This is a genomic window from Nonlabens spongiae (genome assembly GCF_002117125.1).
Taxonomy (GTDB): Bacteria; Bacteroidota; Bacteroidia; order Flavobacteriales; family Flavobacteriaceae; genus Nonlabens; species Nonlabens spongiae.
Map to the genome: position 1 here is coordinate 1,861,449 of NZ_CP019344.1, position 22,801 is coordinate 1,884,249.

Below are 22,801 nucleotides of genomic sequence, written 5' to 3' on the forward strand. Positions count from 1 at the left end.
TTTGTTACCGCTTTCGCGAAAGCGGAATTTTGTTCTTGATTATTCAATTAATTGGGAAATTGAAAATCTTTAGGCAATGATTCTGATTCAATTTTCTTTATATTTATTGACATATCTAAGCAACCATGGATTTAAAGGACTTCATCTTCATAATTTTTATATCATGGATCACCTTCCCTTTGGCTCAAAGCTACGATTGGGCTTATAGAGGGGGGGCGATATCAACTTCTCATCAGGTAGTGTTTCACAAATAGACGAAATGGAACATATTAGGCAAATAGCTGTGGACAGCCAGAACAATTATTATTTCCTGGCGGTAGTTTCTGGAGGCAATACAGATCTTAATGGGCAGCCATTTACTAATTATAATAGACCAAGCGGAAGTACGGACACCTTTTTGTTCTCCACTGATTGTTCTGGTAATTTTAGATGGCAAAAAACCATAGGAAGCTATGGTACCGACCAGCCCCAGCATTTAAGCATCGACTCAAATGACAATATATATGTGTCGGGAAGGTTTTTGCCAAGGCTCAACAGTAGTGACGGCTTTACCCATTTTGATAATGATGTTATAATAAACTCACCCCTTACCATTTCCACTCCAGGCCCACACAATAAATCCATTTACTTGATCAAATATGATAGGGGCGGTAACTTTCAATGGCTGGAGCTACCGCAAAAAGACCAAGCCGACATTTCAACCATTCAAAATTCTTACAGCTTTGGACACGTGACAGATTCCAGCGGCGTCACCCATTGGCTCATGACCATGGGGCCAGGCACCCACCTTAACGGCGCCTATACCACCTCCACCAATGAATACGGCATCTTCAGGTTTGACGACCAGGGCAGCTACCTGGGCCATACGCCCGTGGACATGGGCTTTAATGGAGGCCGTGCGACTTATGGTACCACCCTGGAATACGATGAGCTGCTCGACCGTTATTATATCTCTTGGTATAGTGATCCACGAAGTGCAGACAACTTTCAATTTATGGGAAACATGCTCAACACCAGTACCATGCTGGCCGCCATCGAGAACGGAACTGGCAACCTGATCTGGATGAAAGAGTCTACCAGAACGGGCAATACACAAATTCTTTCAACAAAGGTTGATGATCAGTCAAACGTCTATATTTCAGGCATAGGTTTTACCTACACTACTGGTGCCGATGGCATTGCAGGTTATTTCTTTACCAATACAAGGACAAATGGCAACATGAGCGGTGGTGCCCCTTTCCTTATCAAGCTCGATCCACAGGGCAACCTGTTGTGGGGAACCAATCCTGATTTCAATGCTGATCGCGGAGCTTATGACATTACGATCAACGGCAATGAAGTGGCAATTGCCACGGGACTACTGGTGTCCACAAACTGGGGTGGGGCCGCCTACAGCGATAACGGTGCTACGGACGAGCAGCCCGTGGTCGCAAGGTTTGATGCCGCTACCGGCGCTACGCTGGGGCTGCATCCCATAAGGGGAAGCGGTGGTAGCGAGGATCTGGCCACCGCCATCGCCACCGATACTTTTGGCAACTACGCCGTGGGCGGCTATATGTTCAGCAGCAGCCTGTTCCAGAACAGCCCGGGCATCACTCCCCTGCAGCGCAACGGTAGCGGCCGCACCGACTTCTGGTTTGCCCGCCTCGCCACCACCGACTGTGCCGGCGTGCCGCTCTCTACGGACCAGGTCGTGAAAGAGGGGTTCAGCCTCTACCCTAACCCGACAAATGGCCTGGTGTCGATTAGAACATCATCTCAGATCGACCGGTTGAGTATCCATGATCTCTCTGGTAGGCTGGTGCAGCAGCCAGAGCTAGATGGTAGTAACCGTATGGATGTTTCATCATTGCCCACGGGCGTCTATCTCGTCACCTTGAAATCTGTTCATGGGGAGTCAACCTTGAAGTTGGTGCGGGAATGAGTGTTTAAGTTAACGCCTGCTCCAAATCTCCTAAAAGATCATCAATATCTTCAATTCCTACGGAGAGTCTGATTAACGAGTCAACCACACCCGTTTTCTCACGTTCCTCTTTTGGGATGCTGGCGTGCGTCATCGTGGCTGGGTGACCGGCGAGCGATTCCACGCCGCCCAGCGATTCTGCCAAAGTGAAAACTTTCAATCGTTCCACTACTTTTTTTGCGCTTTCTAAGTTTCCTTCTTTAGTGGTAAAAGAAACCATTCCACCGAAATCGCTCATTTGCTTCTGGGCAATCTCATAATTGGGATGATCTTCAAAACCAGGCCAGTACACTTTGTCCACATGGGGATTCTTCCTCAAGGCATGCGCGACCGCTTTACCGTTTTCACAATGACGTTGCATGCGCACATGTAAAGTTTTTATACCACGCATCACCAAAAAACAATCCATAGGTCCTGGAACGGCACCGCTTGCTTTTTGGATGAAATAAAGACGATCTGCGAGCTCTTTATCGTTTACGATCAGCGATCCCATAACTACATCGCTATGACCTCCCAGGTATTTTGTTGCGCTATGCATGACGATATCTGCTCCCAATTCTAGCGGTCGTTGCAAATAGGGCGTAGCAAAAGTATTGTCTACTGCAAGTAACAGATTGCACTTTTGCGTTAATTGACCTACCGCTTCTATATCAATGAGGTTCATCATGGGATTAGTTGGTGTTTCTACCCAAACTAATTTTGTTTGCTCATTCACATACGATTCAATTGTGGAAGCCTGTGACATATCCACGAAGTGAAACTTGATTCCAAAATCCTGATAGATTTTAGTGAAAAGTCTGTAAGAACCACCATACAGATCGCCAGTAGAAATCACCTCATCGCCTGGTTTCAATAGTTTCAAAACCGCATCAATCGCCGCAATACCAGAACCGAAAGCAAAACCATGATTCCCATTCTCGAGACTGGCCAAGGTTTTTTCAAAGGCAAGGCGGGTGGGATTGCCGCTACGGCTGTATTCAAAGCCCTTGTGATCTCCTGGACTCTTCTGCTTGTAAGTCGAGGTAAAGTATACGGGAGGCATCACTGAGTTGTAAGCGGGATCGACTTCAAAGTCGCCACCATGTATGGTTTTGGTATTGAATTTCATTTTAAGCTTTTTGATCAAAGATAGAGGGATTCAAGTTTAAGCTTAAGTGTAAGACTAAGCTCAAGTTTAAATAGATGTAGAAATCTAGGGTAGAGAAATGTTAACAGATTTTAACTCCAAACCGTTTTTCCGTGGCGGCGGACTCGAACTTACAATGACGTAATAGATTTATGATTGGATTCAAGGCAATAATCGGCTTTGATTTTGATTTTAAAGTTCTCGCTTTCGTACCTCGACGAGCTCGGTATGAACTTCATTCCCGCTTTCGCGAAAGCGAGAATGAAAGCGAGAATGAAATCGAATTCCTAAAAATATCCAGCTTAACTTTGCAGCATGAAAGATCAATTTATTTATCTAGAAAGCTGCAACACCTGCCAGCGTATTAAGGGAGGGCTGAATTTGCCTGAAGATTTCACTCTTCAAAACACTAAGGAACAGCCAGCTACCGAGGAGCAGATCGAGTTTTTAATGGAGCAGGCAGGCTCTTATGAAGCGCTGTTTAACCGTCGCGCTCAACAATATCGTGGTCGCAATTTGCATGAGAAAGATCTTTCTGAAGCTGATTACAAAGAATTGTTACTGGACCATTATACTTTTTTGAAGCGTCCCATCTTGATCAAGGATGGTAAAGCCTATATAGGAAATAGCAAAAAGGTAGTCGCTGCCGCAAAAGAGGCGCTTTGAACATACGTCATATAGCCATTTTCTGCGGTTTTTGTGTGGCATTATTCTATGCCTACAACTTTACCGCGGCAAAAGAAGTCGTTCCCGAGCACATAGGTCCGTACGGATTGACCTGGTTTAGGGTTCTGGTGACGGGATCTATATTTTGGATACTTTCCTGGCTGGCTGGACCTAAAGAAAGAGTTCCCTTTAAAGAACTGCCACTTATCGCACTCGCTGCATTTTGTGGCGTGGGTTTCAACATGGTGACTTTTATGAAAGGTCTGGAACTTACGTCGCCTATCAGCGCTTCGGTACTGATGGTCACAACGCCCATAATTGTTCTGGTGCTCAGCGCCATTTTCTTAAAAGAGAAGCTCTATGCGTTGAGAATTATTGGAATTCTGGTTGGATTTTCCGGAGCCGCCATGCTGATTCTCGCCTCCAGTGATGCCACCGAAAACGCGACTGATCCAGCAATGGGTAATTTTTTGATTTTTGTCAATGCGCTGTCATACTCGTTTTATATTCTACTGGCAAAAAAGCTGACCGCAAAATATCATGTGTTTACCTTAATGAAGTGGCTTTATTTTTTTGGAGTCTTATTCATCACACCCTTCGGGATTTCTCAGGGACTGGATTTTGACTTTCAGGCAGCTTCCATGGAAACGTTGCTGTTTGTAGGTTACGTAATTCTATTTGCGACTTTTGGTACGTATATGCTCAACATAATCGCCATTAAAAATTTAAGACCTAGCGTTGTAGCGGTTTTCGTTTATCTGCAACCCTTATTAGCGGGAATGATCGCTGTAGGTCTTGGCAAAGATGAAATCAATACCACCAAAATCATTGCTGGCGTTTTGATCTTTGCTGGGGTGTTTATGACAAGTTTGAAGAGATCAAATAATCAAACTATCGTCGTAGATGGAAAAGCTTAATTAAGGCCCTAATCCTCTAGGTCCTCAGGAAACTCGCCATGTTTGCGGGTATCCATTTTGGTTAAGGTTTTGAAATCTTTTGATCGTGGGAAGTTTTTGATCAGCTCGTAGAGTTCCTGATCGAGCGGAGTAATCTTGCGCTCTTTAAGATTCATCCACGCACCCATCATTAATCCGCGAGCGAGGTTATTTCCTTTTTCATCATAGAATTGATGTCTGAAGCTGAATAAGCTACCATCTTCACTCATACCCGTCACCTCACAACTCACTTTGATAGGAGTTCCTTGATGAATTTCTCTAAAATAAAAGATCTGTTCTGTAAAAATGACGGGACCTATATTGAATTTATGCATCTCACGCTGACCAAAACCGTTTTCAATCAAGAAAGCCATGCGAGTATGACTCATAAAATTCTGGTAAGCGCTATTTGCCATGTGTCTATTAGCATCTAGATCACTCCATCTTACATCAAATTCTTTAATGTACATTACGATTTTCTTTGTGAGCTAAATTATATTATGCACGCATAATAATCTAGGACTTTACAAAAATTTAAATTCTTTATTTATGGATCAGATGCTCTCTAGAATTCAGCTTTTGCATTGCACGCCATAAGAACCAAGCGGTAATAATGGTAGAAGAAATATCAGCAATGGGAAAACTGATCCAAACACCTAATTCTCCATAAAACTCTGGTAAGATATAAATGAGTGGAATGAGAATGAATCCCATACGTAACAAGGTTAGTAATAGTGCCGGAGTAGCTTTACCAATAGCCTGGTAATAAGCCGCACCGATTAACTGAATAGCGATAACAGGTACTGCAAGAAACACCAGTTTTAGGGCAAAAGAGGTTTGCTCGATTAAATCAGGACTGTCGGTAAAGGCATCGGCTATTTCTTCAGTAAAGAAAAACAGACCTGCAAAAATGAATACGCCTAGAACACAAGCTACAATAATTGAAATAACGATAACTTCCCAGACCCGCTGCCATTTTTGCGCTCCATAATTAAAACCGGCAATAGGTAAAAATCCTTGAGTGATTCCCAATACTGGAAAAAGCGCAAACATCATCATGCGGCCTACGATCCCAAACACGGCCACGCTGGTCTCACCTCCTAAGTCGTACAATACATTATTCATGATGAGATACAGCAAACTACTATTGGCCTGTCTAGCGAGGGTCACAAATCCTAATCCGGCTATCTCAGCTACAATAACCCATTTCAGAATAAAATGGCGCCAACCACAGAGCAGCTCACTTCTTCCTGATAAGAAAAACCAAGCGATATAAATGAGACAAACCAGATAACTAGAGGTAGTTGCCCAGGCTGCACCTTCCATACCCATGTCCAGTTCATAAATCAGCACATAATCTGCGATAAGATTACCTACTGACGGGATAAGCATGGCGATCATAGCATGAGTAGGCGCTCCCTCGGCACGTATGACATTATTCCCCATCATACTGAGCGCAAGTAATGGGACGCCGTATAGAACGATTTTGTAATAGATTTTGGCAGGCTCAAAAATATCACCCTTACCGCCGAACATGGGAACGAGATCATTGATATACACCAATCCCAAAACCACCATCACCGTTGAAATGAGCAGTGTCAAGGTAAGCATGTTGCCGAAGGTGGCTTTGGCCTTTTCCTTTTGCTCCGCTCCTAGAGCGCGGGATATGATACTCGCCCCACCTATTCCTATGGCCATCCCCAGCGCAGCAATAAAAAATGAAACGGGTAGCACCACATTGATCGCAGCTATAGCGATATCACCTATCCAGTTCCCGACCAGAAGTGTATCAATGAGAATATTAAGCGACATGACCAGTATACCTATACTTGCTGGCACGGCTTGCTGAACAAGTAACTTTCCTATAGGCAGTTTACCTAGCGTTTCAGATCTATTTGCTCCTACTGCTTTCATGAAGGTCAAAAATACGACTTGCTTCATGGTAGAAATCACCAGAATCATCAGTTGTTCTTATAGCTTGTTGAGCAAAATGAAGTCAGAACATGTCAAGGAAAATGATGTTGCTTACGCTTTCGCGAAAGCGAGAAAAAAAAACCACTGTGACACTTTTAAGCCCAATACTAATCTCAATCGTTATCGTAAAAAGAATCGCATTTTCCATTCCTCAAAATTTGTGGTTTTCAAGGAGTTTATATCTTGCTAAGCTTAGTCTAAATTGAAAATTATGTGTGGAATCGTAGGAGTGTTTCATCTCAAAAATGACATATCTAGTCAGCGCAATGAGATACTGGAACTCTCTAAAAAAGTGCGCCATCGCGGCCCAGACTGGTCGGGAATCTACGCAAGTGAACACGCTATTTTAGCTCACGAACGCCTTACAATAGTAGATCCTACATCTGGTGGCCAACCCCTGTACAGTCCAGATGGTTCAATCGTTCTTGCAGTTAATGGTGAGATCTACAACCATCATGAAATCAGAGAAAGATACCCTCAGTATGATTTTCAAACACAGTCTGATTGCGAGGTGATTCTTGCGTTGTACCAAGATTTGGGATCTAATTTCCTAGATGAATTGAGAGGAATGTATGGTTTTGCACTTTATGACAGCAAAAAAAATTTCTTCATGTGCGCTCGAGATCATCAGGGAATCATACCGCTTTATCACGGTCGTGATGAGAAAGGTCAGTTTTATGTAGCAAGTGAACTCAAGGCACTTGAAGGTACCTGTAATGAAATTGCGCAATTCCCGCCGGGTCACTTTTACTCAAGTGATACTAACGAGTTCACACAGTGGTACGATCGGGACTGGAAAGATTTTGAAAACGTAAAGAACAACACAAGTTCTATCGATGACTTGCGCAAGGCCATGGAAAAAAGCGTTCATGATCACCTTATGAGTGATGTACCTTATGGAGTCTTGCTTTCTGGCGGACTGGACAGCAGTATCGTAAGCGCCGTGGCAAAAAAGTATGCCGCACGTCGTGTGGAAAGCAAAGATTATAACGAGGCTTGGTGGCCTAGGCTGCACAGTTTTGCAATAGGTCTTAAGGGCAGTCCAGATCTAGCGGCGGCTCAAAAAGTAGCAGATCACATAGGTACGGTCCATCATGGAGTGAATTTTACCGTTCAAGAAGGTCTTGATGCGATAAAGGATGTGATTTATTATTTGGAAACCTATGATGTTACCACGGTAAGAGCGTCAACTCCCATGTACCTACTCGCGAGAGTAATTAAAAGTATGGGAATCAAAATGGTGCTATCTGGAGAGGGAAGTGATGAGATTTTTGGTGGTTATTTATACTTCCACAAGGCACCTAATGCAGCGGAGTTTCATAAAGAAACAGTCCGTAAATTGGATTCTTTGTATCTCTACGATAATCTGAGAGCTAATAAATCCCTTGCTGCATGGGGAATTGAAGGGCGAGTTCCTTTCTTGGACAAAGACTTTATAGATGTTGCCATGCGACTCAATCCTGAGGACAAAATGTGCAAGAACGGTAAGATTGAGAAACACATTCTGCGCGAGGCTTTTGAGGACTACCTACCCAAAAGTGTAGCCTGTAGGCAAAAAGAACAATTTTCTGACGGTGTGGGATACAATTGGATCGATTCTTTAAAAGAAGTGGTTGAAACAGAAGTGACTGATGAGATGATGGAAGCAGCGGCGTTTAAATTCAAGATCAATCCTCCTCAGAACAAAGAAGAGTATTATTACCGCAGCATATTTGCTGAACATTTTCCTAGCGACACAGCGGCCTCATGTGTGCCATCGGTCAAATCGGTAGCATGTTCTACGCCTATCGCTCTTGAGTGGGATGCAGCATTTAAAAATATGAATGATCCTTCAGGAAGAGCGGTGAAAGGAGTTCATGATGATGGGTATTAAAGCTGTCTAAAAGTATTGTATGTTATACTTATCACGTTTACATTTGCAACAATGAAAATGATAAACAATATAACTTGGTGGTGGAATTTTACAGCTCAAAAGCCGTAAAGTTGCCCTATACAAAATATTCAAAAGGTCTACTTCACGGTAGGCCTTTTTAGTTGGTAGGAATCAAACTGATAAAAATGTTTCAAGCAGAAACGAATTTTAGAAAAATAATAGCAGATACACTTACCCCTGTAGCCATATACATGAGGTTAAGGGACAAATACCCTAATAGTATCCTGCTGGAGTCAAATGAATATGGAAAACGTAGTAATAGTTATAGTTTTATTTGCAGCAACCCTATTGCTGAATTAAAGGTAGATGGGGATCGTTTTCAACAGTTTCTCCCTGATGGCAGCTCTGAATTGAAAACCCTAAAAAAGGATTTTGATCTCGCAAAGGCGCTAAATGGATTTAAAAGCTACTTTCAATCGCCTGAATCAGAATTCCCATTTCCCATTCAAGGATTATTTGGGTTTTTAGGTTATGACTCTGTACAGCACTTTGAAGATATTGAATTTCGCTTTCGCGAAAGCGAAACAGAAAAAATTCCCGAAGTACTCTATCATGTATATCAGAATGTCATCGTATTTGATCATTACTTCAATCAATTGTACGTTTTTGATCATGCTTATGATGGGGCTGCATCACAATTAGATGACCTTTTAAGTATTATCAGACACAAGGATGTCACGGAGTACAATTTCACCCTTGCTGGATCAGAAAAAAGTGAGATGACTGATCCAGAATTTAAAACTCTTGTGGAGAAAGGAAAATCTCACTGTCATCGAGGTGATGTTTTTCAAATGGTACTGTCACGCAAATTCACTCAAGAGTTTAAAGGAGATGATTTCCAGGTCTACCGTCAGTTGAGAGCGATCAACCCCAGTCCCTACCTCTTTTATTTTGACTACGGTAATTTCAGAATTTTCGGAAGTTCTCCAGAGGCTCAATTGATAGTAAATGGTGATCGTGCAAGTATTCAACCCATTGCTGGAACCTATAAGCGCACTGGCGATGATACTGCAGATCTTGAAGCAGCACAAAAACTAAAAAAAGATCCCAAAGAAACGGCTGAACACGTAATGCTTGTTGATCTTGCCCGCAATGACCTGAGCCGTCATGCATCAAATGTGAAGGTAGAGGATTATCAGGACATCCATTTCTATAGCCATGTGATCCATATGGTCAGCAAAGTGACCGGAACTATTGATGAAGCAAGCAAAGTAAATCTAGTGGGCGACACCTTTCCTGCGGGAACCTTAAGTGGAGCACCCAAATTTAAAGCAATGGAGCTCATCGATAAATATGAGAAATCAAGCAGGGAATTCTATGGAGGTGCGGTAGGTTTTCTAGGTTTTAATGGCGATTTTAATCATGCCATAATCATACGTAGTATTCTTTCACGCAATAATCAGCTTGAATTTAGAGCTGGTGCTGGTGTGGTCATAGAGAGCAATCTTGACGATGAGACACAAGAAGTCTATAATAAAACTAACGCCTTGAGAAAGGCAATTAATCTAGCAAATGATGCAGTCAACTTTTAAATTTTTAGTCATAGCTGTAATGGCGGGTATGATGAGTTCTTGTAGTAATGGTGACAATCAAATAGTAGCGACAAGTTTGAAGAAAAAGGGCGATATATATACGCTAGGCTATGGTCCTGAAATGCAATTCAATCAAATAACCGATAGTGTCGATATACTTTTCACTCCAGATGACTACAGCAAAATATTAGGAGGACCCGTCAAACAAAGTGACTTTATTATAAATCGAGATAAATTTCAAATCAGGCTATTCCTTTATGAAAATTACTCAAAAGGACAAGCGCGATTCAGATTGAAACTGCGCACTTACGCAAAAGATATGAAGATCATTGATGAAATGATTATCGCAAGTACTCTAGAAGAAGAGTTGAGCGATGGCTATTTGACTGAAAACTTGAAAGCAGTAAGAAAACATAAAGACAGTAACGACATAGTTATGAAGATCGATGAATATGGTAATTTTAAAAGTGTTGCCAAGTGAGTATAAGGGTTTTTGTCATAGATAATTATGACTCATTCACATATAATCTTGTGCATTATCTTGAGGATCTGGAAGCTGTTGTTACCGTTAAAAGAAACGACCAGTTTGAACTAGATGAGTTGCTCAACTATGATGCAATCGTACTTTCTCCAGGACCTGGCATTCCATCTGAAGCTGGAAAGCTTCTTGAAGCCATCAAATTTATAGCAGGTAAAAAGCCCATTCTGGGGATATGTTTAGGGCATCAGGCGATAACAGAGGTTTACGGAGGGAAGATCATCAATCTTGAGAAAGTCTATCATGGTGTTGCAACACCCATGATTCATGAAGGACATCAACTTTTTTCAGGTATTGAAAAGAATTTTGAGGCTGGACGTTATCATTCTTGGGTTGCTGAAGCATCAAATTTCCCTAAAGAATTAAAAGTCATCGCACGTGATGAAAACGACCAGATTATGGCGCTATGCCATAAGGAACTTCCTGTTTATGGAATTCAGTTCCATCCAGAAAGCGTAATGACGCCGCAAGGGAAAGAGATGCTCAAAAACTTTTTAGAATTAGCACGATGAAAGAAGTATTGCAAGAATTGTTTGAGCATAAGACGCTTTCGCGAAAGCGTGCCTATCAAATACTTACTGCTATCACACAAGGTTTCTTCAACGATTCTCAGATCGCGGCATTTCTCACAGTATATGGTATGCGCGGGATCACGGTTGAAGAACTCGCTGGTTTTAGGGATGCCATGCTCGAGCAAGCCCTTTTAGTAGATCTGGACAAATACAATCCTATCGATCTGTGTGGCACAGGTGGTGACGGCAAGAATACCTTTAATATAAGCACGCTGGCAAGTTTTGTGACTGCTGGTGCTGGAGTCCATGTTGCTAAACACGGGAACTACGGCGTAAGCTCTGTAAGTGGATCTTCTAACGTGATGGAATATTTAGGCTTCAAGTTTACTAATGACACGAGTGTTATTGAGAACCAAATTGCAAATGCCGGAATCACCTTCCTACATGCGCCCCTTTTCCACCCAGCCATGAAGGCGGTGGCGCCCATCAGAAAGGAGTTAGGTATCAAAACATTCTTCAACATGCTCGGCCCATTGGTAAATCCAGCTAAACCAAAACTGCAAAGTGTGGGCGTTTTTAGCCTTCAACTCGCGAGAAATTATGAATATCTGTTCCAAAAAGAGCCAGATAAGCGATACGCAATTATTCACGCACATGATGGTTACGATGAGATAAGCCTTACGGGTAAAGCCCGTATCGCAACTAATCTAGGTCCGGTAGACCTTTCTGCAGCTGAGTTTGGGTTCTCGATGCTAAAACAAGAAGATATCTTTGGCGGTGAGACTATTGAAGAGGCAGCAGAAATATTTGTCAATGTGTTGAACAACCAAGCTACAAAGGCTCAAGAAAACGTTGTTATCGCAAATGCCGCGACGGCTATCATGGTCGCAAAAAATATAAATCTGGCAAGTGCAGTAAGTGAAGCTCGTGAATCATTGATAAGTGGTTCAGCGCTCAGAGCATTCAACACGCTACTCAAGCTTAAACATTCCTGACAAACCATTCAAACACCATTGAGAACCGATTGAACATGAACGACATTCTTAAAAAAATAACTCAGCAGACCTTAAAAGACCTCAGCGTGCGCAAAAGAAACATGACGCTTTCAGATTTGAGGTCCATGCCTGGATATGGGAGAAAAACTTTTTCACTATACGAGTCTCTAAAAAACGGCAGCGGCATCATTGCTGAACATAAAAGGCAAAGTCCTAGTAAGGGTAGTTTTAAATGTCCTGCTGATCTTGAAAAGGTCGTTAAAGGATATGAAAAAGCAGGTGCGAGTGCCATCAGTTGCCTGACAGATGAACCATTTTTTGGTGGATCATTGAAAGACCTTCAATCTGCGCGTAATTATGTGAAAATACCATTACTGCGCAAGGATTTTATGGTGGATCTGTACCAAGTTCATGAAGCCAGAGCTTACGGTGCTGACGCTATCTTACTTATTGCCGCTTGTCTGGATGATGAACAAATGAAAACTCTAGCGATCGAGGCTTTAAACCTCAATCTAGAGATACTTTTTGAAGTTCATAACAAAGAGGAGTTAGATCGTGTTATGCAATTGACTCAATCGTTCAATCCTACAAAATTTGTCATAGGTGTCAATAATCGCGATCTCAAAAAATTTGAGACCAGCATAGAAATCAGCAAATCACTGATAGCACACTTTCCTAAAGACGTCCTAGCCATTTCTGAAAGCGGAATCTCAGATCCAGAAGTAGTAAAAGAACTTAAACAGATTAGTTTTCAGGGTTTTTTAATCGGTGAGCTTTTTATGAAAACTGATGACCCTGGTAGTGCCTTAAAATCATTTATAAAATCGGTGGAGGAATGATCATTAAAGTTTGTGGCATGCGCGACACTGAAAATATCGAGCGCCTACAGCAGCTTGGTGTAGATTTTATGGGATTAATCCGTTATTCAAAAAGTAAGCGGTTTGTGGACGATTCTCAGACCGCCAAAATCTCACAACTACCTCTACGCAGTGGTACAGTGGGTGTTTACGTAAATGAAACTTTTGAGAATATCATTAAAGATATTATCCCGCTGCGGCTGGATGTGGTACAACTGCATGGTGATGAGAATGTCGCTTTCGCGAAAGCGATACTAGAGCTAAACATCAAGGTTTTTAAGGCGTTCCAAGTAGATGCAAATTTTGATTTTGAAATTTTAGAACCTTGGCAAGAGCTAGCCAAGGAATACCCTGCTAAATTGTTTTTCTTGTTTGACACTAAAAGTGACCAGTATGGCGGTTCGGGCAAGAAATTCAATTGGGAACTTCTCGACCATTACAAGGGCGAGGTACCTTTTTTACTGAGCGGCGGCATCAAACTTGAAGACGTGGATCGCATCGATGCATTTAAGCATAAGATGTTTATGGGTGTAGATCTTAATTCAGGTTTTGAGACAAAGCCAGGTTTAAAAGATATAAGTGAACTCACCACCTTTATCAATAAATTGAGATCATGAGTAATTATCAAGTAGATGAGAATGGGTTTTATGGAGAATTTGGAGGTGCTTTCATTCCAGAACTACTCTATCCCAATATTGCAGAGTTAAAAGAGAACTACCTGCAGATCGAGCAATCCTTTGATTTTCAGGCTGAATTTCAAAAATTACTAAAAGATTACGTGGGTAGGCCTACTCCCCTATTTCTTGCTGAACGCCTGTCTGAAAAATACGGTGCCGAAATATGGCTGAAACGTGAAGACCTGTGTCACACGGGAGCGCATAAAGTGAACAACACTATTGGACAGATTCTTTTGGCACAACGGTTAGGCAAGAAACGTATCATCGCGGAGACAGGAGCGGGACAGCACGGTGTTGCCACGGCCACTGTGTGTGCGTTGAAAGGACTTGAGTGTATTGTTTACATGGGAGAAAAGGACATACAGCGTCAGGCACCTAATGTCGCTCGCATGAAAATGCTGGGAGCAACCGTGAGACCAGCCTCCAGCGGCAGTAAAACTTTAAAAGACGCTACAAACGAGGCCATGCGCGACTGGATCAACAATCCAGAGGACACACATTACATCATAGGATCTGTAGTAGGCCCACATCCCTATCCTGATATGGTGGCAAGGTATCAAGCCGTAATCTCGCAAGAGATCAAGAAGCAAATGGAAGGCTTGCCAGATTATGTAATTGCATGTGTAGGTGGCGGTAGTAATGCCATGGGTGCTTTTTACCACTTTCTTGACAATAAAGAATTGCAACTCATAGGCGTCGAGGCTGCCGGGCACGGTATAGAAAGCGGTAAAACGGCTGCAACGCTCACCTTAGGAACTCCCGGAGTTCTGCATGCCAGTCGCAGTATCATGATGCAAGATCAAGATGGTCAAGTGGTAGAGCCTCACAGCATATCGGCTGGTCTTGATTATCCGGGAATAGGTCCTGCCCACGCCTGGTTGAAAGTGAGCGAGCGCGCAAAATATATGGCCGTGACAGATGCTGAAGCCCTTGAGGCTGCCGTAGAATGCAGTAAACTGGAAGGAATAATCCCTGCGCTTGAAACTGCACACGCATTCTCTGTTCTAAAAGATCTGAAATTGAAGCCTACAGACCGCGTCGTCATTAACCTTTCTGGTCGTGGCGATAAGGATATGGAAACCTATATGAGAGAGCTGAAGCTCTAGAAAAAATACTAAGGTGCTTGTCAAGCGCCTCAACCGTAAGGGTGGATCGCATCCGCCATAGCAAATAAATGAAAAACAAACTCACAAAGCTTTTCGAGCGAAAAGATAGAAACCTGCTCAACATCTTTTTTACCGCAGGATATCCCGAGCTTGAAGATACACCCGTTATATTAAAAAGTCTATATGATGCCGGCGCAGATCTGGTCGAGATAGGAATACCCTTTAGCGATCCACTGGCCGATGGCCCTACTATTCAAGAGAGCTCTAAACAGGCTCTCGAAAACGGGATGAGCATCCAGAAACTTTTTGACCAGTTAAATCAATTCAGAATTCAGAATTCAGAATTCAGAATTCCAATTTTATTGATGGGATATTTCAACCCTATAATGCAATATGGGCTTGAAAAGTTTTGTAAACGCTGTAGCGAGGTAGGTGTAGACGGTTTGATCATTCCGGACCTACCACTAGAAATCTACATCAGTCATTATCAAGCTGTTTTTAAAAAATACAATCTCAGCAATATATTTCTCGTCACGCCACAAACCAGCACAGAGCGGATCTTGCAGATAGATGAACAAAGTACAGGCTTCATCTATGCGGTAAGCAGTGCAAGTACTACAGGTAGCAAAAGTGATTTTGGAAGTGCGAGTTTATACTTGGAACGTTTAGCATCTCTTGGCCTCAAAACTCCTATTCTCACAGGTTTCAATATTAAAACTGCTGAAGATTTTCAGCAAGCTTGTCAGTACGTGAACGGTGCGATCATAGGGAGCGCTTTTATCAAAGCCTTACAAGACGATGGCAAGGTTGAGAGCAAAACGAACCAATTTGTAAAGAGTATATTGAGTTAAATGAATGCAAAATTTGAGTTTCGCTTTCGCGAAAGCGAATTCACAATTACTTTTGCAGCTATAATGAGAAACCAAACACATCATCATCATTTTATACTCACCCAGCAGGCGAGCTAAAAGTGTATTGATGATATTCATAGCATATAACCCGTCTGTTTAAGGCGGGTTTTTTATTTTCTAAAAAATAGAATCGGCTTAAGCAGGCAAATAATTTTACTAATGACAGAAACGATCAAAATCGCAGTACAGAAATCAGGAAGACTGAGTGAAAAATCACTTCAACTTCTGAAGGACTGCGGTATCAAATTCAGTAATGGAACCCGCAAGTTGACCAGTAAGGCAAAGAATTTTCCGCTTGAGATTCTTTTTTTAAGAGATGATGATATACCACAATATGTAGCGAGTGGAGTTGCACACCTGGGAATTCTTGGACTCAATGAAGTCGAGGAGAAAGATCAAAAAGTAGATGTAGTCAAGCAGCTCGGTTTTGCGGGATGCAGATTGAGCCTTGCCGTTCAAAAGGATACTGCATATACAGGTCTGGAATGGTTCAACGGCAAGCGTGTTGCGACCAGCTATCCTAATATCGTTGAGAAATTCTTTGCCGATAAAAATATAAACGCTACTACTGAAGAGATAGGCGGTAGCGTGGAAATCGCTCCGGGAATAGGACTGGCAGAGGGAATCTGCGATATCGTTTCTACTGGTTCGACTCTGATCATGAATGGTCTCAAAGAAGTTGAGACGGTCATGAATAGCGAGGCCGTGCTCATCGCTACTCCTAATCTGGAAGCAGCTCAATCAGATCTGCTTCAGAAAATATTATTCAGACTTGAAGCGGTTCAAAACGCCCAGAAAAGCAAATACATACTTCTCAATGCCCCTAATGAGAAAATTGAAGAAATAAGCGCGCTTCTTCCTGGAATGAAAAGCCCTACTGTTTTACCTCTTGCTGTGGAAGGCTGGTCCAGCTTGCACAGTGTCATTTCAGAAGAGGATTTCTGGAACGTCATTGACCAGCTTAAAGAGGCAGGTGCCGAAGGAATTCTAGTCAGTGATATTCAAAAACTCATTGCATAATGCTGAAAATCATTAAATACCCCAATCAAAGCGAGCAGCAAACCTTGCTAAGTCGACCTACTCAGGAAAAGCAAAATGTTGATAATGCTGTTCAAAGCATCATAGAGCAAGTAAAAGAAAAGGGAGATGATGCTCTGTACGCTTTCGCGAAAGCGTATGATCAGGCACAATTATCGTCTCTAAAAGTCTCTCGTGAAGAAATAGCAACTGCTGAAAATCTGGTGAGTGACGAGCTGAAAACAGCAATCAAGACTGCATACAATAACATCTATAAATTTCACAAAGCCTGCTATACACGCGAGTACCCAGTAATAGAGACCATGCCAGGAATTACCTGCTGGCGCAAGTCGCTGCCTATTCAAAAAGTAGGACTCTACATTCCAGGCGGTAGCGCTCCCTTGTTCTCTACTGTTTTGATGCTTGCCATTCCTGCACAAATTGCAGGTAATGAACGCGTCGTACTCTGTAGCCCAACTGATGCGAGTGGCGCTATAAATCCGGTGGTTTTGTATACCGCTAACCTGTGTGGAGTTACTAAAATCTATAAAGCTGGTGGTGCGGGTGCCGTTGCCGCCATGACTTATGGGACTGACAGTATCCCGGCCGTAGACAAGATTTTTGGTCCTGGAAATGCCTTTGTCACACGTGCGAAAGAATTGGCACAACAGGCTGGTGTCGCCATCGATATGCCGGCAGGTCCAAGTGAAGTTTTAGTCATTGCAGATAAAAACGCTAACCCAGAATATGTTGCTGCCGATCTACTTGCTCAAGCCGAACATGGTCCAGACTCTCAAGTTATTTTACTAACTGATAGTTTAAAGCTTACAGAAAAAGTAAATGAAGAGGTGATTTCTCAATTGAGCACGCTTTCGCGAAAGCGAACTGCTAATCAAGCGCTTGAAAACAGTAAAGCAATTGTCCTAAACAACCTAGAAGATTGCGTACGCTGGTCAGATGCTTATGCTCCAGAACACTTGATTATCAATACGGATAATGCAGATGAACTGGCAAGTAAAATCAAAATAGCTGGTTCCATTTTTATAGGACCTTACACTTGTGAAAGCCTGGGTGATTATGCCAGCGGTACCAACCATACTCTACCTACATACGGTTATGCCCGAAATTATAGTGGGGTAAGCGTGGACAGTTTTGTAAATAAAGTCACCTATCAAAAAGCAACAAGGCAAGGAATTCAAAACCTAGGACCAGCGGTCGAGTTAATGGCTCAAGCTGAAGGTCTGGACGCGCATAAGAATGCTGTGAGTGTGAGAATTAAGAATGTAGAATGATGAATTCGGAATTTGATTTAAAATTAATTGTTCGCAAAAATATCTGGGAATTGAAGCCGTACTCAAGTGCGCGCAGTGAATTTGATTTGTATGGCCTTTTGGGACAACCTCTAATATCTTCCACTGAAGGGGAACACATTGATGCCACGAGTCAAAATTCCCCCTTGGGGGAAATGTCCGCAGGACAAAGGGGGCTTACACTTCTAGACGCAAACGAAAACCCAGAATCTGCTCAAAATTTGAACAGATATCCAGATCCTTTACAAAGTGAACTTAAGGCTGAGCTGGCAAAACAGAAAAGAATTTCTAAAGATCAGATTTTTATAGGTAACGGTAGTGACGAGGCGATTGACTTGCTCTACCGTATTTTTTGTGAGCCCGGGAAAGACAAAGCTCTGATTTGCCCACCCACTTATGGAATGTACGAAGTTAGTGCGGCGATCAATGACGTGGAGGTGGTACGAGTGCCGCTTAAAAAGGATTTTTCGTTTGATCTCAATGAGATCCTGAATCGAGTTCAGGGTGACAGGAAAGTTAAAATGATCTGGATCTGTTCTCCTAATAATCCTACAGGAAACGCGCTTTTAAAAGCTGACCTCAAACACGACTGGCAAACTGAAAATTACACCCGTGGCGGAATGATGGATATGCCTTTCAGTCCAGAATTTGAACAAGAGATGCTAGAGAACCAGCGCAAGCTGGATCAATTGTTTGGAAATTTTAATGGAATCATAGTGGTTGATGAAGCCTACCACGATTTTACAGATAATGTCAGTTTTATAAATAGACTCGATGATTACCCAAATTTGGTGGTCTTACAAACCATGAGTAAAGCGCAGGGACTTGCGGGAGCTCGTGTGGGATTTGCATTTGCAGGTAAGGAAATAATTGAACTGTTCAATAAAACCAAACCACCTTACAATGTCAATGAGCTTTCACAAAAAGCAGCATTGCAAGCCTTAAAAAATAAAACTGCAACCGAGAAGTCAATTGCTCAATTAGTCACCAATCGTAAATGGCTGGCAGATCAATTGACTCAATTTGATTTTGTGAAGAAGGTTTATCCTAGTGAAGCCAATTTTATATTGGCAGAAGTTGAAAATGCAAATCAGTTATACAATTATTTAAAGGATAATAACGTCATTGTACGCAATAGACACAGCCAGATTCCTAACACGATTAGGTTTACCGTGGGAACGAGACTTGAATGTGAGAATGTTATTAAAACCTTAGATAAGTTGAATTGATTAAGATGAAAAACGGGCTAGAATATTTATTTATAATCCTTGGAGCAATATGTGTTGTCCTATCAAGCTATCGATTATTTTAGAATAATGACTACACAAATAATATTATAGGTATCATCGTTGGCATCGGCTTGATAAAAGCTATGTGGGACAAAATAAAAAGGTCAAGAGAGAGTAAACAGAACTAACCGCTAAGAGCTTATCGCTAAAAGCTAATTATGAAAAAAGTACTATTTATAGACCGCGACGGCACCATCGTCAAAGAACCACCGGTGGATTATCAGCTGGACAATTTTGAGAAATTGGAATTTCTACCTCAGGCCATTACGCAATTGCACCGCATTGCACGTGAGCTGGATTACGAGCTGGTGATGGTGACAAATCAAGATGGCTTGGGAACAAAAAGTTTCCCAGAGGACACCTTCTGGCCGGTTCATAATTTAATGATGAATATTTTGAAAAGCGAAGGTGTAGAATTCAGCGAGGTGTTGATTGATCGATCTTTTCCTGAAGACAAAGCTCCCACCCGCAAGCCAGGCACGGCACTCATGACGCATTACATTAAAGGTAACTACGATCTTGAAAACAGCTTTGTTATAGGCGACCGCAACAGCGATATGCAACTGGCCAAAAATTTAGGCTGTCAAGGCATCCAGTTACCTTCAATTACTGATGACAGCAATTTTGAGGATCAAGAAATTATCGCACTCAAAACTGACAGTTGGAAGGAAATCTTTCAATTCTTGCGTGGGCAGCCGCGCAAAGTGAGCGTGAATCGAAAAACAAAGGAAACCGACATTCAGATTACGCTCAATCTTGATGGGTCAGGGAATGGTACAATCAACACAGGACTCAAATTCTACGACCACATGCTGGAGCAGTTGCAGCGTCATGGTTCACTGGATCTCAACATCAAGGTGGACGGTGATCTGGAAATAGACGAGCACCACACCATTGAAGATACGGCGATTGCGCTAGGTGACGCTTTCGCGAAAGCGTTATCTACAAAAAAAGGTATCAACCGTTATGGCTTTTTGCTACCCATGGATGATAGTCTAGCTCAGGTCGCGATTGATTTCGGTGGAAGACCGTGGATCGTATGGGAAGCAGATTTTAAGCGTGAGTACGTGGGCGATATGCCTACGGAATTATTTTTCCACTTCTTCAAAAGTTTCAGCGACGCTGCCAAATGCAACTTGAATATCAAGGTTGAAGGAGATAACGAACATCACAAGATCGAGTCGGTGTTTAAAGCTTTCGCGAAAGCGGTTAAAATGGCCGTAAAACAAACTGGTGATGGGAAATTACCGAGTACAAAAGGAGTGCTATGATCGCGATAGTTAAATACAATGCAGGTAATATAGGTAGCGTGACTAATGCTCTGAATCGGCTGGGTGTTAAGAACATAGTAACGGACGATCCAGATGAACTTAAAGCCGCCGACAAGGTCATTTTTCCAGGTGTGGGCGAAGCCAGCACCGCAATGAAATATCTGAAAGATCGCGGGCTGGATGAGGTGATTTTAAGCCTTAAGCAACCAGTTTTAGGGATTTGTCTGGGAATGCAGCTCATGTGTGCGCACAGTGAAGAAGGTAATGTGGAATGTCTAGGAATCTTTGATACGGTGGTGAAGAAATTTCCCAACTCTGGAGAATACATATTAGACAATACGTCAAGCCCCCCTGTCCCCCAAAGGGGGGAAAGTATCCATGAGGGTCAAGAACAGCTGCAATACTTCAAAGTTCCACACATGGGTTGGAATGGAATCGGTGCGATTAGAACCAGAAAACACAAGAGTGTGCAGCAACTTGTTCGTGAGGCAAACCTCTCTTTCCCCCCTGTGGGGGATGTCCGCAGGACAGGGGGCTTGGCGCGGCCACACCACACAAGTACAAACAAGCAGTTTGCAAGCAAAAGAGAATACGCTGGTAAATTGCGTAGAGAGATGACCGAATCAGAAGTTATTCTATGGTCACAAATAAGTAATAACAGTAGAGGAACTAAATTTTCCAGACAAGAACCCATAGGCGGTTTTATACCTGATTTTGTTTCTCATGAAACCAAACTAATCATTGAGGTAGACGGTGCTATCCACAATTTCCAGAAATCTAAAGATAAAGAAAGGCAAATCTATTTGGAAAATCAAGGATATCAAGTACTTCGATATACCAACTCTGAAATCAAAAATAATCTCAGTCGCGTTTTAAACCAGATAGATTTTGCAGTTGAAAAGAGAAAGTGTGAATTGCATACTACCAAGACCCCCTACCCCCCAGAGGGGGGAAAGGTTCATGGCGATGAATTTAATCGAACCAATTTTGTTTCCTCCAGTTCCCCAGAGCAAGAGCAGAGAGATAGAATTTTGTCTGGCAATACAAGAAAATCAAAGCTGCTAAGAACTATTCAGTCCACAAACGACGTTTACTACGTCCACAGCTACTACGCAGTTCCAAATGAAGATGCTATAGCAGTTTGTGATTACATCTTACCTTTTGCAAGCGTGATGCAAAGGGACAACTTTTACGCCACGCAGTTTCACCCAGAAAAAAGTGCTGCAGTGGGAGAGCAGATTTTGAGGAACTTTTTGAGATTATAATCAACAAGATGTCAAGTCGAGCGACAGTCGAGACTGAATTAGAGTACACAAATCGGCGAAAATTGCCGTTCAAACTGACAAAAAGAACAACAAATGAGAATAATACCAGCAATAGACATAATAGACGGCAAATGTGTCAGGCTTACTCAAGGTGATTATCAGCAAAAAACCATCTACAGTAAAAGCCCTCTTGACGTAGCCAAGAAATTTGAAGATCACGGTATAGAATACCTTCACCTAGTCGATCTTGATGGTGCCAAGCAGTCCCGAGTGGTCAATTATGACATCTTGGAAAAAATTGCCAGCAAGACCAGCTTAAGAATCGATTATGGTGGTGGAATAAGATCTGAAGAAGATGTAAAAACCGTTTTGGAATCTGGTGCACGACAACTTACAGTAGGTAGTGTAGCCGTTAAAAACCCTAAAGATGTGGAACGCTGGCTCAAGATTTATGGAAGCGATAGAATTATTTTAGGAGCTGATGCCAAAGACGGTAAAATCGCAACGCATGGCTGGCAGAAAAGTAGCGAGTTGGACGCCCTTGATTTTATCAAAAGCTGGTTAAAAAAAGGGATTGAATACGTCATTTGTACTGATATTTCAAAAGACGGCATGCTTGCTGGCCCCAGCACAGAGTTGTACAGCAAAATCTTGAATATAGATACAACAGCACCTGCTGAATCCATTATCCCATCTGCTGATGATTTTGAGAATAACATTCAATTGATCGCCTCTGGTGGTGTCACTGGTATGAATGACTTACATGAATTAAAAGAAATGGGCTGTGAAGGTGCTATCATCGGGAAAGCGATTTATGAAGGGACAATTACACTGAAGGAACTGAGAAAATTTATAGAAACGACATAAGATAAGAAAATGCTGTTGCATTTTCTGACTTAGGACTAAAGACCGAATCTGGTTTCA

General features: G+C 42.3%; 21 protein-coding genes and 2 pseudogenes. 20 read left to right on the forward strand and 3 right to left on the reverse strand.

Annotated features, from left to right (window positions below):
• Positions 1–259 precede the first annotated feature (259 nt).
• Entirely contained in the window at positions 260–1,924 is a 1,665-nt protein-coding gene (locus BST97_RS08600; protein ID WP_085766855.1) for a T9SS type A sorting domain-containing protein, read from the forward strand.
• Positions 1,925–1,928: 4 nt separating this feature from the next.
• Here BST97_RS08600 and BST97_RS08605 read toward each other — a convergent pair whose 3' ends face one another.
• A complete protein-coding gene (locus BST97_RS08605) occupies positions 1,929–3,071 on the reverse strand; it encodes a cystathionine gamma-synthase (protein WP_085766856.1) in 1,143 nt (380 codons plus the stop codon).
• Positions 3,072–3,404: 333 nt separating this feature from the next.
• On the opposite strand from BST97_RS08605, the gene BST97_RS08610 reads away from it, so the two are divergent.
• Together BST97_RS08610 and BST97_RS08615 are read left to right on the forward strand one after the other, a co-directional pair.
• Positions 3,405–3,755 carry an arsenate reductase family protein gene (locus BST97_RS08610; RefSeq protein ID WP_085766857.1) on the forward strand — a complete coding sequence of 117 codons (351 nt, stop codon included), beginning with the start codon at positions 3,405–3,407 and terminating at the stop codon, positions 3,753–3,755.
• Entirely contained in the window at positions 3,752–4,672 is a 921-nt protein-coding gene (locus tag BST97_RS08615) for a DMT family transporter (RefSeq protein WP_085766858.1), read from the forward strand. Before BST97_RS08610 ends, BST97_RS08615 begins: the two co-directional genes overlap by 4 nt.
• 8 nt (positions 4,673–4,680) lie before the next feature.
• Here BST97_RS08615 and BST97_RS08620 read toward each other — a convergent pair whose 3' ends face one another.
• Positions 4,681–5,160, reverse strand: a complete 480-nt coding sequence (locus tag BST97_RS08620) for an acyl-CoA thioesterase (protein WP_085766859.1) — start codon at positions 5,158–5,160, stop codon at positions 4,681–4,683.
• 73 nt (positions 5,161–5,233) lie between these two features.
• The gene (locus BST97_RS08625; RefSeq protein WP_245833509.1) at positions 5,234–6,631 is read right to left on the reverse strand and encodes an MATE family efflux transporter; all 1,398 of its coding nucleotides are present in this window, start codon (positions 6,629–6,631) and stop codon (positions 5,234–5,236) included.
• Here BST97_RS08625 and BST97_RS15790 point away from each other — a divergent pair.
• The 17 genes and pseudogenes from BST97_RS15790 to hisA all read left to right on the forward strand — a co-directional run bounded on the left by BST97_RS15790 (position 6,630) and on the right by hisA (position 22,744).
• Positions 6,630–6,854: a hypothetical protein gene (locus tag BST97_RS15790; protein WP_157111555.1), complete on the forward strand. Its 225-nt coding sequence runs from the start codon at positions 6,630–6,632 to the stop codon at positions 6,852–6,854. The two genes, BST97_RS08625 and BST97_RS15790, sit on opposite strands and share 2 nt — an antisense overlap.
• 21 nt (positions 6,855–6,875) lie before the next feature.
• Positions 6,876–8,537, forward strand: coding sequence for an asparagine synthase B (asnB, locus tag BST97_RS08630; RefSeq protein WP_085766860.1), 1,662 nt, complete (start codon positions 6,876–6,878; stop codon positions 8,535–8,537).
• A gap of 185 nt (positions 8,538–8,722) precedes the next feature.
• Positions 8,723–10,129, forward strand: a complete 1,407-nt coding sequence (locus tag BST97_RS08635; RefSeq protein ID WP_085766861.1) for an anthranilate synthase component I family protein — start codon at positions 8,723–8,725, stop codon at positions 10,127–10,129.
• A complete protein-coding gene (locus BST97_RS08640) occupies positions 10,110–10,610 on the forward strand; it encodes a hypothetical protein (RefSeq protein ID WP_085766862.1) in 501 nt (166 codons plus the stop codon). The genes BST97_RS08635 and BST97_RS08640 overlap by 20 nt, the downstream gene beginning before the upstream one ends.
• A gap of 2 nt (positions 10,611–10,612) precedes the next feature.
• Positions 10,613–11,179 carry an anthranilate synthase component II gene (locus BST97_RS08645; protein WP_085768201.1) on the forward strand — a complete coding sequence of 189 codons (567 nt, stop codon included), beginning with the start codon at positions 10,613–10,615 and terminating at the stop codon, positions 11,177–11,179.
• Positions 11,176–12,174 carry an anthranilate phosphoribosyltransferase gene (trpD, locus tag BST97_RS08650; protein WP_085766863.1) on the forward strand — a complete coding sequence of 333 codons (999 nt, stop codon included), beginning with the start codon at positions 11,176–11,178 and terminating at the stop codon, positions 12,172–12,174. The genes BST97_RS08645 and trpD overlap by 4 nt, the downstream gene beginning before the upstream one ends.
• Positions 12,175–12,209: 35 nt before the next feature.
• Positions 12,210–13,013 carry an indole-3-glycerol phosphate synthase TrpC gene (gene trpC, locus BST97_RS08655; RefSeq protein WP_085766864.1) on the forward strand — a complete coding sequence of 268 codons (804 nt, stop codon included), beginning with the start codon at positions 12,210–12,212 and terminating at the stop codon, positions 13,011–13,013.
• 17 nt (positions 13,014–13,030) lie between these two features.
• A complete protein-coding gene (locus tag BST97_RS08660; protein WP_245833511.1) occupies positions 13,031–13,648 on the forward strand; it encodes a phosphoribosylanthranilate isomerase in 618 nt (205 codons plus the stop codon).
• Positions 13,645–14,814, forward strand: coding sequence for a tryptophan synthase subunit beta (gene trpB / locus BST97_RS08665; protein WP_085766866.1), 1,170 nt, complete (start codon positions 13,645–13,647; stop codon positions 14,812–14,814). Before BST97_RS08660 ends, trpB begins: the two co-directional genes overlap by 4 nt.
• Positions 14,815–14,882: 68 nt before the next feature.
• Positions 14,883–15,665 carry a tryptophan synthase subunit alpha gene (gene trpA / locus BST97_RS08670; RefSeq protein WP_085766867.1) on the forward strand — a complete coding sequence of 261 codons (783 nt, stop codon included), beginning with the start codon at positions 14,883–14,885 and terminating at the stop codon, positions 15,663–15,665.
• Between the two features lie 219 nt (positions 15,666–15,884).
• Positions 15,885–16,745 carry an ATP phosphoribosyltransferase gene (gene hisG, locus BST97_RS08675; RefSeq protein ID WP_085766868.1) on the forward strand — a complete coding sequence of 287 codons (861 nt, stop codon included), beginning with the start codon at positions 15,885–15,887 and terminating at the stop codon, positions 16,743–16,745.
• Positions 16,745–18,034 carry a histidinol dehydrogenase gene (gene hisD, locus BST97_RS08680; RefSeq protein WP_169711555.1) on the forward strand — a complete coding sequence of 430 codons (1,290 nt, stop codon included), beginning with the start codon at positions 16,745–16,747 and terminating at the stop codon, positions 18,032–18,034. Before hisG ends, hisD begins: the two co-directional genes overlap by 1 nt.
• Before the next feature lie 173 nt (positions 18,035–18,207).
• Positions 18,208–19,281, forward strand: a complete 1,074-nt coding sequence (locus tag BST97_RS08685) for a pyridoxal phosphate-dependent aminotransferase (RefSeq protein ID WP_245833513.1) — start codon at positions 18,208–18,210, stop codon at positions 19,279–19,281.
• Between the two features lie 218 nt (positions 19,282–19,499).
• Complete coding sequence (gene hisB, locus BST97_RS08690; RefSeq protein ID WP_085766870.1) at positions 19,500–20,612, forward strand: bifunctional histidinol-phosphatase/imidazoleglycerol-phosphate dehydratase HisB; 1,113 nt, start codon at positions 19,500–19,502, stop codon at positions 20,610–20,612.
• Positions 20,609–21,088, forward strand: a pseudogene (gene hisH / locus BST97_RS16130) (imidazole glycerol phosphate synthase subunit HisH); the annotation flags it as partial. The gene hisB and the pseudogene hisH, both read left to right, overlap by 4 nt.
• 117 nt (positions 21,089–21,205) lie before the next feature.
• Positions 21,206–21,877: pseudogene (locus BST97_RS16135) on the forward strand (DUF559 domain-containing protein); the annotation flags it as partial.
• A gap of 93 nt (positions 21,878–21,970) precedes the next feature.
• Entirely contained in the window at positions 21,971–22,744 is a 774-nt protein-coding gene (hisA, locus tag BST97_RS08705) for a 1-(5-phosphoribosyl)-5-[(5-phosphoribosylamino)methylideneamino]imidazole-4-carboxamide isomerase (protein ID WP_085766871.1), read from the forward strand.
• The last annotated feature ends 57 nt before the right edge of the window (positions 22,745–22,801 follow it).